Annotated in this window: 11 protein-coding genes and 1 pseudogene; 4 read left to right on the plus strand and 8 right to left on the minus strand. The window is 43.8% G+C overall.

All coding sequences use genetic code 11. From position 1 onward, the window contains the following. Positions 1 to 1,240: hypothetical protein (locus IQ270_RS31350; RefSeq protein ID WP_228056611.1), on the plus strand; the 1,240-nt coding region annotated here is incomplete at its 5' end. A 7-nt stretch (positions 1,241 to 1,247) separates the two neighbouring features. Here the strand turns inward: IQ270_RS31350 and IQ270_RS23080 are convergent. Further along, positions 1,248 to 2,246, minus strand: a complete 999-nt coding sequence (locus tag IQ270_RS23080) for a hypothetical protein (protein WP_193975536.1) — start codon at positions 2,244 to 2,246, stop codon at positions 1,248 to 1,250. Positions 2,247 to 2,573: 327 nt separating this feature from the next. Between IQ270_RS23080 and IQ270_RS23085 the strand changes: the two genes are divergently transcribed. The 3 genes from IQ270_RS23085 to IQ270_RS23095 all read left to right on the plus strand — a co-directional run bounded on the left by IQ270_RS23085 (position 2,574) and on the right by IQ270_RS23095 (position 4,920). After that, positions 2,574 to 3,005 (plus strand): helix-turn-helix domain-containing protein, encoded by a 432-nt coding sequence (locus tag IQ270_RS23085; RefSeq protein WP_193975537.1) that lies wholly within the window; start codon positions 2,574 to 2,576, stop codon positions 3,003 to 3,005. A gap of 267 nt (positions 3,006 to 3,272) precedes the next feature. Then, entirely contained in the window at positions 3,273 to 3,968 is a 696-nt protein-coding gene (locus IQ270_RS23090; protein WP_193975538.1) for a hypothetical protein, read from the plus strand. A gap of 274 nt (positions 3,969 to 4,242) precedes the next feature. Next, positions 4,243 to 4,920, plus strand: a complete 678-nt coding sequence (locus IQ270_RS23095; RefSeq protein ID WP_228056612.1) for a response regulator transcription factor — start codon at positions 4,243 to 4,245, stop codon at positions 4,918 to 4,920. A gap of 81 nt (positions 4,921 to 5,001) precedes the next feature. Here the strand turns inward: IQ270_RS23095 and IQ270_RS23100 are convergent, their stop codons facing one another. The 7 genes and pseudogenes from IQ270_RS23100 to IQ270_RS23130 form a co-directional block, all read right to left on the minus strand. After that, entirely contained in the window at positions 5,002 to 6,162 is a 1,161-nt protein-coding gene (locus tag IQ270_RS23100) for a hybrid sensor histidine kinase/response regulator (protein ID WP_193975540.1), read from the minus strand. Next, positions 6,162 to 7,511: a TraM recognition domain-containing protein gene (locus tag IQ270_RS23105; protein WP_339384284.1), complete on the minus strand. Its 1,350-nt coding sequence runs from the start codon at positions 7,509 to 7,511 to the stop codon at positions 6,162 to 6,164. Before IQ270_RS23105 ends, IQ270_RS23100 begins: the two co-directional genes overlap by 1 nt. Continuing rightward, entirely contained in the window at positions 7,447 to 8,349 is a 903-nt protein-coding gene (locus tag IQ270_RS31355; RefSeq protein ID WP_255532473.1) for a tetratricopeptide repeat protein, read from the minus strand. Before IQ270_RS31355 ends, IQ270_RS23105 begins: the two co-directional genes overlap by 65 nt. Beyond that, positions 8,304 to 8,873 carry a tetratricopeptide repeat protein gene (locus IQ270_RS23115; RefSeq protein WP_193975541.1) on the minus strand — a complete coding sequence of 190 codons (570 nt, stop codon included), beginning with the start codon at positions 8,871 to 8,873 and terminating at the stop codon, positions 8,304 to 8,306. Before IQ270_RS23115 ends, IQ270_RS31355 begins: the two co-directional genes overlap by 46 nt. 13 nt (positions 8,874 to 8,886) lie before the next feature. Beyond that, positions 8,887 to 10,479 (minus strand): serine protease, encoded by a 1,593-nt coding sequence (locus IQ270_RS23120; protein WP_193975542.1) that lies wholly within the window; start codon positions 10,477 to 10,479, stop codon positions 8,887 to 8,889. Between the two features lie 16 nt (positions 10,480 to 10,495). Continuing rightward, positions 10,496 to 11,086 (minus strand): COP23 domain-containing protein, encoded by a 591-nt coding sequence (locus IQ270_RS23125; protein ID WP_193975543.1) that lies wholly within the window; start codon positions 11,084 to 11,086, stop codon positions 10,496 to 10,498. 117 nt (positions 11,087 to 11,203) lie between these two features. Beyond that, positions 11,204 to 12,188: pseudogene (locus IQ270_RS23130) on the minus strand (hypothetical protein); the annotation flags it as partial.

A 12,188-nucleotide genomic window follows, 5' to 3' on the forward strand; every position in this document is an offset into this window, starting at 1 on the left:
ACTGCAATTGCTAACCGCTAATGCGGTTTTTATGGGTACACTTTTCAGATTTGTACTCATGAAAAACCAGCTTGTCTTGCCAATTATTGACTCCAAAATTAGAGAGTCAACGCTGTTACATTTCAGAGCGCAACCCTATAAACCCAAGAAAAAGCAAGCTCTAATCCCCAACCTCAAACGAGATTTAAAGCATGGCTGGCTTTTAACAATTATTGCACAAATAGATCGATGTTTATGGGGAAGGTGGGATTATTGGGTTTTGTGTCAAGCTGTCCCCGCTCATGCCTGGATGCGGTGGCAGATGGAACCAATGCTAGCCATTCTGGAGAACAGAAAACCCGAAAACTTACCCAAATTTGTAATTGAGGAAACTTTACCAGCCGAACCGATTCCCCAAATCGAATGGCAGTATTCTCCTGCCGCAGAAGCCATGCTAGATAATACCCTCAATTGCATTCCCAAACACGGAGAATGGAAAACTTGGTCAGCTTGGGACTATTTGGAGTTTTTCTTGGACTGGGTTTTGTTCGCATTCGGACATCCAGCTTATAAAATGTTACCCAAAGAACCCGCCGGCTGTGAAGGTGCATCAATGCGTCTCTATCAGATGTTTGACCTGTCAATTCTCATGCTATATCCTGAAGATTATATGGGCAGACTACTACCCCAAATTTGCGTAAAGACTGCTCAAAAAAGTTCAGGGTTTTATCCGACACCTTTAGCTTTGTGTCAGTTGATATCTAAGTTAGTCAGTGGTGATAAGACAGAGCGAATTTCCAGCTTCAATGAACCTGCGTGCGGTACGGGTGCTTTAATGTTAACACAGTCAAATTACTGTCTGAGCGGTATCGGTCAAGATATAGACCCTACTCTGTTAAAATGCGCTTTGTTTCAGTTTTATATGTTTTCACCTTGGCTGGCTGTTCCGATTTGGTGGTTGGGTCAAACTGATTTGCTCCTTGGCAATACTTTAAGTAGCGATCGACCTCGATCGATGAACGCTGCTTATTGGTACAATGAGTGGTTTGAGCCTGTCGAATCTCAGGCTAAAAATGATACTGATTATCCAGTCGAACATGAAATAAGTTCAGGAGAAAGCTCAGAAGTTATTGACTTGAACGTTCGGACATCAATTCACTCAAATCCAGTAGTTCAAGAAATTGTTAAGGGCAAACGCAGACCCAGAAAGATGACGACATCGCCTCACCAATTTACGCTGTTTAATTTGGACGATTTCTAGTCCAATACTACTTACCAACTGCTGCTTGAAGGATTTGTGCTGCCCAATCTACTACAGCCAGCCCTTGAGTTTTAGCCACATCTTGCATCTGGGCTTGCAGGTGTATCGGGAGCTGTAGAGTTAAGGTAAAAGTATCTCGTTGGGCTCGTTTTGCCTTTTTGACTAACTCTGGCTCGATCCATCGATCGAGCCACAATTTACATTTAGATCCTCGTTCGTTACCATCTTTCTCAATAAAGCTTAGTTTGCCTAGCTTTTGACAATAAAAACTGTGAGGGTCGTCTTGAACAGGCTCAAAACTGCAATGATAGCAATTCCAGCAGCTTCGGCATTGAGTTTCTGTCTGAGTGGATGTTGCTCCCAATTCCCCAGCATTCTCTTGAGTGGATGCTGAAATTTCACGGTTTGACGGATGATTGGCTGTTTGAGTTCGTTGGTTTTTGGAACTGTTCTCGTTGTTAGACTTATCCCTCGAAATTTTTTTCTGGTGTTCTTCAACAACTTGGGCAACGTGAAAAGCCGTAAGTTTGCCGTTCGGAGCAGTAGAAACGGCTTGGGCCCAAGCCCTAGGCTGCTCTTGGGAGGGTAGTGCTGTTAGAGGGCGAACTTGGCGCTCATTGGCGGGAAGGATTTGTGCGCCATGGCGCACATTTTCGTACACGGTTGCCGCCTCGATCAATTGGTAAGCTGAGCGACGAGACATTTCCCACCGGTTAGTGCAATAGTCTTCAAAAGTCGAGAACTCTTGTCGGTAGAGACGCCGATCGCGGATATGGCGCAAAGCTTGCCCTATTTCCCAAAAAGCTTTCAAGCTCCGTTCGACTGTAGCTTCCAAGCTGCTTAATTCTAATGCTTCAGCATCAGTGAGCGTGCTCTGGGCAGACAATTCTTTAGCGTCGGCTTTGTTTGGCAGGCAGTCCTGTGCAACTCTCGCAGTGAGTTCAGCGCTGCGAACAACAGAGAAGTTATTTGCATCAGAACCGCGAACTGTGTTGGAGGATGACATTGATGTTCCGTCCTTTTTGCACGGTGCAAGATTAAGTATTGCATAATGCAAGGGTAGTTGCGTAATCGATTAAGGCTTTGATTGCTCAAATTTTGTAGAAAGGCGGTAAAATACAGCAGGGGCAGTCAAAAATGCGATCGTCAAAAAATTGCTCAAACCTTGCAAACACAAGGACTTTACCTTATATGATGTATAGTGCCAGGTAATTTATCTGATTCTCAAAAGGTCTTGTCTCAATCCCTCCCTTTTGTAGCGAAGAGGTTAGACAACAGTTTCTATGCTACAGAAAGTAAAATAGTGTACGGTAATAGCGTCAGGTAAGCACTTGTGACTGTTAGCTCTGTGTCTTCTCTCATACTTGATCGCCAAAAGCGGCTGACTCAGTTGATCGAGCTGCTGCTGAAAGAAGGCTGGACTCAAAGCGCTTTAGCGTCCGCTATCGGAGTAGATTTTTCAACCGTATATCGGTGGTTAAAGGGGAAAACGATACCCGAATCCGATTCTAAGAACTTTCGGCAACTGGCAAAGTTAAGCGGTGGCAGTACCAAGACTCTGCAACTTTATTTGGATGGAGAAATATCCCTATCAGTTTATCAACGCGGTTTGGATGAGGTGGCGATCGGTCAAGTGAGTGGCAGCAAGAGGATAGGCTCTGAAAAAATTAAAAAAGAAGTTTTAGCAAAGATTTATTCCCTCGATCCAGATGATATTGCCGATATCATTTCTTCATCAGTAGCATTTTTAGCCAAACTTGTATAGTTAAGTAACGAGCAGCCTGCACCCTTACGGTTTTCAGTTGAGAAACCGGAAAAATCACCGTCTAATTCCCCACTCCCCCCTGACCAAGAATTTCTTGATGGTACAAACCCCCGGATTTATCCGTGGAATCAATCCAAAATCCGAAATCCAAAATCCTCAAGAAAGAGAATTTATCCGTGGGGTCAATCCAAAATCTAAAATCTAAAATCTAAAATCGAATGACTTCTGGCGATCGCCGCTATTGCTCAGTCTTTTATGCTCTGAGCAATGTACCTCCTTACTCTATCAGACCTCAATCAAACTATTCATACTAGCCCACTACAAGAGCCGCCTCTTGTTCCTTCCTATCTGCAAGAACGCTTGCAACTGCTTGTCAAGCAAATTTTAATGGGATTACCTGTCGAGCCAATTCTCAAGAGTCACCCCCAGTTCCAGCAGTGGGTTTTCCAGCTCAAAGAACTATCGCCATCACTGTTTTTACCGCAGCGCAAACTATTTGTTGACATTCCAATTCAAACAAAACTAGACCGAACAAAAAGGGGAGTGACAGAAGAAAAATTTTCCCCTTCTCCTCCATTTAAAGTGATACAAGTCCGTACAAATGTGGGTTTAGTCAAAGGAACACCCAGACTATTTGAGTGGGCGATTCGCCATCCTGTAATGACTTGGCAAGACCGAGTTAAGTTATGGGTAGCTGCTGAATTCTTCGAGATCGAGCCTCACAAGCTGCAACTGATTGTTTTGGCACTGCACCCGACTCAACCAGCAAAAAAAGTTCAGTTTGCTTGGGATAGCAAACAACACCGAAAAACTCAAAATTGGCTTTTGACTACCATTGAACGAGAGACAGAACAAACAGTTTTCAAGCTCAACGGTTATCTAACATCTCAACCGAAGGAAGTAGCAACAGCTATCAATTTGGGTGCGATCGATTTGGATAAAATAAACGAAGTGTCGATCTAATCTGTTCAGACTGTATGGCTCTCCTGGAATTGTGGTGGAAACGGTAACGTGAGCGTATCGCTCGCAGGCTTTCCTGCCCGCATCACGATAATTTTTATTATCTAAAACTCAGGAAAGCTGACTGTATTGCCATCCTCCTATCGAAAGACATCTATCCTATTCCCGACGCAATCGCCAAAAAATCAATACTTTTGTTCTCTCGATAGGAAGATGGCACTCTTTAATATGAGGAAAAACAATAGGGAGGAGATAAAGTGTAGTAGAGATGTTTATCATGACTGCAATTAACACTACGCAACCAAAAATCAGCCAACTGAAAACCATCCTGATAGTTGAAGATGACCCGATGATGCAGCTCGGTCTAAAGCATATCCTCAATCAGCAACCCCATTTAACCGTAGTCGCCCAAGCTGTTAACGGTAACGAAGCCGTCAGTGTCGCACTGCAACACCAACCAGACATCGTGCTGATGGACATTGACTTGCCCGGAATCGACGGTATTGCAGCCGCGCAGCAAATCAGAGCCGCACTGCCGCATACTCGCATCCTGATGCTAACCCATCACAGCAATCCAACTCAAGTTATGGCTGCTTTGTCAAGCGGCGCTCACGGCTACTGCGTTAAAGGCACTAACGCAGAACAACTTCTAGCAGCGATTACGGCTGTGCAAGAAGGTGGCAGTTACCTAGACCCTAAGATTGCCGACTGCGTGCTGCAAAATCTCAAAATGCCACTGCCCGAAAGCTATGCGAATGACGACATCAAGCTGACAGAACGGGAAATGCAGGTTTTGCAGCAGCTAGTTGAGGGTAAAAGCAATAAACAAATCGCCGCTCAACTAGGAATGAGCGTCCACACCGCCAAAGGTCATGTAGAGATGATTATAGCTAAATTTGAAGCGAGCGATCGCACTCAGGCAGCCGTTAAAGCATTGCGCTTGGGGCTGGTTTAGCCGTTGGAATGCAGCTTCTAATTGTTCTAAAAAAAGTGGTTTTTGAGGCGTAGCTATCGCGTAGCAAATTATTGCATCTTGTCAATCTTCAAACTTTGGCAATGTCAACCAAAACCTCGCTCCTTTTCCCAATTCGCTATCAACGCCAATCTCTCCGCCGTGAGCCTCAACAATTTGCCTGCAAATGTAAAGTCCCAATCCCAATCCTTGCCTTAAAGTAACTCCAACTCCCCTCGTATAAGGCTCGAATAATCTTGCACATTGCTGAGGAGAAATTCCGGTCCCATTGTCTGCAACCGTACAGCGAACCATCTCACCTTCCTTTTTAGCTTCTACAGTCAAAATAAACCCAGACTGATTGTATTTAACAGCATTGTCGATCAGATTGCCAAACACCCGCCATAGCTGCTGGGCATCAGCATTGACTAAAGGCAAATCTGCTGCAAAAAGCTGCTTAACCTTGACTCGATGCTGGTTGAGAATTGGTAATCTTTCAATAAGAATATTTTGGACTAAAGCGGGCAGCGACAGCGGCTTCATGGCTAAAGAAGCACTTTTCACATCAAACTGTTGTGTTGCTGTTAGTGACTCAATCAACTGGAGTTGGCGCGAACAACTTTGCACCATAACCTCCATAGTCCGCCTATCAATAGCAATGTTACTGCCAGCATCATTGAGGCGACTTCGCAGCAGTAGCGACATTCCCGATAGAGGCGATCGCAAATCGTGCGAAACAGCGTGCAACAGCATTCTTAAATTAGCTTCTGCTTGCTGTCTTTCTTGAATTTCCTGGCTTAGCTGAACATTTTGTGCAGCCAATTGCACGTTAGCGCAGCGAAGTTGTTGCTGTAAACGCTGCATTTTAAGTTGGGCAGATACCCGCGCTAACACTTCAACAGGCTCAAAAGGTTTTATAATGTAGTCAGCACCGCCCGCCTCAAACCCTTTTACTTTGTCAAATACGTCATCTAAAGCGCTGATAAAAATTATAGGGATATCACAAGTAGCTTCAGATGCTTTAAGTTGACGGCAGACTTCATAACCATCCATACCAGGCATTTTTATGTCTAGCAAAATCAAGTCTGGCGCTTGCAAGTCTACTGCTTTTAAAGCTCGCTCTCCACTAATCAACTTCCTGACTTTGTAACCGTTTTCAATTAGCAATTGAGAGAGTAGTTGAATGTTACCGGGAATATCGTCAACAATCAAAATGTCAGCCAAAAATTCTTGAGTTTGCTCCATTATCTATCGCCACCAAAAGACAGAGTTTTGAGTTTTTTCCGAATATTGCCAACCGCTATTTTCCCAGCCGCGCTGTTCGCACCAGCAGCATTAACAGGCGATTTAACATCAGCCACAGTCACGGGTTCTTCTGGATCGTTCGGATGTGGCAGCAATGCCCGAGCGAATCGAATCCGCTGATCCAGCTCTTCATCTATATTGAGCAGTTTACCCGTCTGCTGCTCTACTGACAAAGCTTTCGCCCGCCTTTCAAGCTGCGGTCTGATGCTGCTGTCCCACAGTTGTTCAGACTCTTTAGCTCGCTTTATGTCGCCGGGCCGCACCGGAATCTTGAGAGGGTAGGGAAATAAAGCTTCCGTCCCCGTTGCGTAGGCCGGTGAAGTGATGACGCACTTGCCTTGAGGAAACCTCAGAATTTCGTCAGGACTAATCAGCGGTTTCTTTTGCAACTGTTCGCTCCAGTTGACAGAACGGCTCGTTTGCTGCCCCGTCGAGCTGCCGGTCGATCGATTTTTTACCAGCACTTCCACTTCCCCGTACCGCTTAGAATATTTCTCGGCTGTCTCAAAATCGCCGGGGTTGAAGAGGACATGAGTTGACAGAGCACTGGCGATCGCAGCCCCTTTTTTATCCCCATAGAGATTGTAAAGCTGATTGAGCGATTGAATGCCAACAATCGGCACGCCTCCTGCTGAACGGTACTCGTTAGCCCACTGATCCATTCTGTCAAACTTGAGAGAAGGAAACTCGTCTAAGCAGTACACAAATGGGTCAGAACGTACCCGACTCAAATTAGACACTACACATAAATGAATAGCAGCAGCTAACAGCGGTCCCACTACAGTGCGTCTTTGGTCATCTAATTTAAAAATAATGCACTTTTTCCCTTCTAAAGCAATTGGAATGGTGCTGCGACCAATAAATGCCCGCAACAAATCTTTTTGAATGAAACTGGAGTAGGTTGCCTCTGCGGTTGCCTTAATGCCCGCCACTGTTTTTTCAGCATCTTTTGAACTTAATAACTGCGAAAAACTAGAGGCAATCCACCTATCCATTTTGAGGGGATGACCGTCGGGCCGGTGAACGGCGTGGTCGATGCGCTTGACCAAATCTGGCAGTTGAATAATTGCGTACACAAAAGCTAAATCCGGGTAAGGACTGCTTTTTGCCAACTGCACTAAACCCTTCGCCATCAACTCGCCTGCTTTCTCGAAAAACTCATTGCCTTTACTCTCCCCCGGACTAGCATTTCGAGCAATAACTTGTCCAATTTCTGCAATCGAATCACTTCTGAACTTCCCTAAGTAGATCCAATGCCGATTGGTATTTAGCCATATCCCCTTGTTCACGGAAAAGTTGTGCAGCTTTTTCTAAGTCTGCAACTGCCCCTTGACGATTTCCCAGTTGAGATTGAGCAATCCCCCTGATTTTGTAAGCGCAGGCAGTACAGATATTATCAGAACTAGGGCGCTCAATTGCCTGAGTCAAATCATTAATTGCTCCTGAATAATCATTCAAGCTAGATTTAGTGATTCCACGGTTTAAATAGGCTTCAGCTAAATTAGAATTGAGTTCAATACCCCGATCAAAGTCATTAAGAGCATTCTGAGGATTATTAATCTTAAGATAAGCTACTCCTCGGTTATTATAAGCTTCAAAATCGTTAGATTTCAGGCGAATAACTTGGCTAAAGTCAAGTATCGCATTCTGAGATTTTCCTATATTATAATACAGTTTTCCGCGACCTTGGTAAGCTTTTAAATGGTCAGGATTGATCTGAATTGCTTGAGTGAAATCAGTTATTGCATTCTGTATATCATTGAGCTTAATATCATTGCGCTTATAATAAGCTGATGCCCTGAGCGAGTAAGCTGCAAACAAGTTGCGATTCAGGCTAATAGCCTTCGTCAAGTTAGTAATTGCTGCTTCTAGGTTTTCTGAGTCGAAGTAGTAACTACCTAGTGCTAAGTACGCCTCTGCATAGTTAGGCTTAAGTCTAATAGCTTTTTCATAATCAGCTAATGCTTCTTTCCTATTTTTTAGTTTAAAATTGACTGCACCTCGCCATACATAAACCTCTGCATAGTCAGGCTTAAGCTTAATGGCTTGTGCATAATCATCTAATGCTCCTTGTGTATCTCCTAACTTAGAACGAACAACTCCTCGTCGATTATAAGCTTCAACCAAATCAGGGTCAAGTTTAATTGCTTCTGTATAGTCAGATAGCGCTCCTGATCTTCCTTGTAATCATATAGCAATCCTCGGATGAAATAAGCATACGAATCAGGCTGAAGTTCTATGGAGCGAGTGTATGCAGCAATTGCTTCTTCATACTGCTTGATTTTTCTCAATAAATCACCTTTTAGCTGATGAAGTCTACTATCTTTAGAGTCTAAACTAATCCCTTCATTGATAGATTCTATTGCTTCTTCATATCGTTCTAATAGTTGTAGCGACATACCTCGCCATCGCCAAGCAGCGGAAAACTTAGGTTCAATAATAGTTGCCATAGAAAAAGATGCTAATATTTCTTGATTTGTTGGTTTTGATTTTTGTTGGTTAAACAGGGAGTTCTGTTGTGACTGAAGCACTAATCCCCGTAAATACCATGCGTAATAAAGTTTTGGCTGTATTTCGATCGCTCTATTTAAAACTGCTAAGGCATCCTCATATTGCCATATTCTCCACAGCCTATTTGCATAATTTGTCAATTCTACTGGATCGTTAAAAGTATCTAAGTGTTTTATTTCTTACAGTCTTTTCTGTTAATCGAACACTTCTTCCGTCTGACGGCTGGTCTGGGAATAGAGGATAATCAATTTTTAATTCACCAACTTTTACTCCTATTTGTGAGGTCATACCTAAAAATTTACTAATTGGAATACCAAAACTATAACCTAACTGAATGGGACGGCGTTCACCAGCCTGATCTATTGTCTCTTCCCCATCAGCTCTTCCGTGAATTCCAATTACTTGTCCCTCAATGTCCAAGATTGGCCCGCCACTCACTCCACCTGCTGTTATATTGGAATAAACCATTTTATACCCGTCTGTCAAAGAGCTGGAATTTTTTCTGACCAGCTCTATCGAGTTGGAATTAATAGTTTCACCAACTGAAAATAAGCGACTAGGTTTATCTGCATTATTGTTTGAAACTGGCCATCCAGAAACACAGCCAGTAATATTATTTTCTTTAAAGACGGAGTTACTAGCCAAACTTGCCACTCTGTAATTTTGATTGCTAGTAAACTGCAACACTGCCAAGTCCACCCCAGGTAAACGTTTCACAGTGCTATAATCTACTGAATGTCGCCTCCCATCAGGCGTAACAACCTGATATTTTACTGCTTCATCCACGACATGATAAGCAGTCAAAATGTAATAATTATTAGTAAAAAGTCCATTTTGTTGGGCAATAATTGCCCCAGAACCATTGCCATTAGGAAAATCAATACGAACCGTAATCTCTTCTGCAATCCTGTCTAATTCTTTCACTTGATTGGTTTCGACAAACTCAGGCGATAGCTCAACAGCAGTCTTAATTGCTATTCCCCAGCTATAACGGCTCATCTTCTCACGTTCACTGCTATTAGGTTTTGAACCATCTTCAAATACATAAGGATCGCCCCAGATAGGATTGGCAATAATACCATTAATGCCGATTACTTCACCTCGCTGATTCAGAATCGGCCCCCCGCTCATTCCTTTTTGAACATTATTGGTATAACCAATTTGATAGCCATCCTGAAATGCCTTATCTGGCAACAGAGAAACTTCGCCACTTGTAAAAACCAGCTTCTTAGTGTCAGAGACAAATCCAGCGGCAAATACTTGCTGATTCACAGCCAGTGTCGATACACTCATCAACTCAGCTAAAGTGTAATCTTGAGCAGAACTAAACTGTAGCAAAGCCAAATCGCTACCTTTAAAGTTGACATCCTTAACCACATTAGCTTGATAAATTTTACCGTCTGGTGTCTGGATTCGATAGGGTTCACCAGGAACCAAGACGTGCCGATTGGTTAAGACACTATAAATGTCTTCTTTTTTGCTATTCGCTCCTTTTTTGCCAACCAATATTCCCGACCCGCTAGTCTTGTTTGATAGGACTTTGACAGTAATAGATTGAGCGATTCGCTGTACTTCTTCTGGAGAAAGTTGGTTTGTCAATGATTGAACGCTCTCACTACGTCCAAAAACAGGAATATCCCAGATCCTTTTTCCTGTCATTCCCATTGTCACTGCGCCACCAATACAAGCAGTGGCGAACAATAGACTCACGGTAGTTAAGGTAAGATAACGACGATTGACTGACATTTGAGTACCCAGAGTTTTAGTTTTTCTCAGCAGGGATTTCCTCAGCAGGGAGTTTGCTAAGAAACTTTTTCACATCAATATAGATTTCAGAGGCATTAGAACCTCTTTCTTCTAGTGAGCCTGTTCCTTGATGGTCTGATAATAACTGGTTGACAACAAGTTTAGGGTTTGTTCCTGGCTTTAGCGTCCAGAGTAAAAGACAAGGGCGACCATGTTCTTCATCTTTAGCTACACAGATGGTGTCGAAACCCTTCTCTTTACCAGTTGTTATGTAATCCAGGAGTCCCTGCTTATTGTAATCTTGAAAACGGTTCGATACTTCTTCACAGCGTTGTTGCGGTGTATAGCCCACTTTATCACCAAAGTCAGAAACCCAGCGAATCACTGACTTTCTCTTTGGAATGCCCCCGTTTGTGAGCTCTCGTGCAAACGTAGTTGGTACACCGTCAAGGCTCACACCGCAAATGAAAGTTACCGATTCAGGAGGTTTGATAAGCGTGATACCACAGAACTGTAATATAGCGACTATGCCTGCTAAAGCACCTATAGTCGCTCCTAATACCGGGATGAGCTTGACCTTGATATTGTCTGGATTGTTCGTCATCATACTGTTTTGCTAAACTTTAGCTGCACAAAGGATAGGATCTGCGTAACCCTAAGCTTCCGATGAAATCTCTGCTATTTACAGCCACACAACGCACCCTAACGATTCCGCAAATCCGAGTTAGTTTGCTAACGCCTCCCCTAATGAAGCCACATCCACATCGCTAACGTAAGTTGCTGGGCGCGCGCACTCTCGCTTGGATTCAGGTAGAGGCTGAGTTGGTAAAGGGTTTTCTTTAGTTTGATTTGAACTCAGCGGCTTTGAAGGTTTTGTTTCAGATGCGACGCCTTTTGAACGCGAAATACTGTTAGAAGAACTGCCCTCCAATCGACCGACAAACATAGGCGAATTAACGCTGTAACTGAGAAACGGAACCGGGCCAATAATGTAAGGCGATTTGCCGCAGGGCAAACTAAACCTGAAGTACAGAGCCGTGTCAACAGTATCGCTGGTTTCTGACGGTTCCATTACCACTACTTTAAACACTTCTCCAAAAGGATGCCGGCCCGTCGGTTCCCAACCGGTCAAACAGCCAGAACCGCCTCGCACTTCCTGATATTTGCCGCTAATCCACTGCTTCCCTTCTAGCGGCCCTGCGACGCGGCGACCGGCGTTTTCCATGTCGTCGAGTTCGATATAAGCGCAATCTTTCTCGCAGGCTACCGCAAATCCTTCTACATCTGAACCGGAAATTGTATTAGAGCGTTTGCTTTCGTACCGGCTGTAGATCGTGTCAATTCGCATGATTGTGCTGCCAATAGACGCAATAGGAACAGGAAAACTAGAAAGTGGGACTTGACTCAGCAGCGGAATATTGCTGATGAGTTCCTCTGACCAGCCAGAGAACTGTTCTAAATTTACGCTATTAAGGTTGGGGATTTGGGCGATCGCAAATTCAGATAGGTCAATTTGGTTGAGTTTTGCTTGCGCTAGTTGCGGTACTTGTTTTACAGCTTGACCAATTGGCAATTGGCTGATGTTAGGGTTCACTCCGGCTATTTGAGAAGATAAATAAGCAATTGGAGGAACATCGCTCAATTGAAATTGGCCCAGATTCGGAACAATTTCAGCCAAGTGACCGACAGTTTGCTTACCAGCTAAGGGA

The organism is Microcoleus sp. LEGE 07076 (assembly GCF_015207455.1).
GTDB lineage: Bacteria > Cyanobacteriota > Cyanobacteriia > Cyanobacteriales > Microcoleaceae > Microcoleus.

Coding starts and splice junctions, on each gene's coding strand:
- IQ270_RS23125 (WP_193975543.1), bottom strand. CDS start 11,086: ATGATGACGAACAATCCAGACAATATCAAGGTCAAGCTCATCCCGGTA.
- IQ270_RS23090 (WP_193975538.1), top strand. CDS start 3,273: ATGTACCTCCTTACTCTATCAGACCTCAATCAAACTATTCATACTAGC.
- IQ270_RS23100 (WP_193975540.1), bottom strand. CDS start 6,162: ATGGAGCAAACTCAAGAATTTTTGGCTGACATTTTGATTGTTGACGAT.
- IQ270_RS23080 (WP_193975536.1), bottom strand. CDS start 2,246: ATGTCATCCTCCAACACAGTTCGCGGTTCTGATGCAAATAACTTCTCT.
- IQ270_RS23095 (WP_228056612.1), top strand. CDS start 4,243: ATGACTGCAATTAACACTACGCAACCAAAAATCAGCCAACTGAAAACC.
- IQ270_RS23120 (WP_193975542.1), bottom strand. CDS start 10,479: ATGTCAGTCAATCGTCGTTATCTTACCTTAACTACCGTGAGTCTATTG.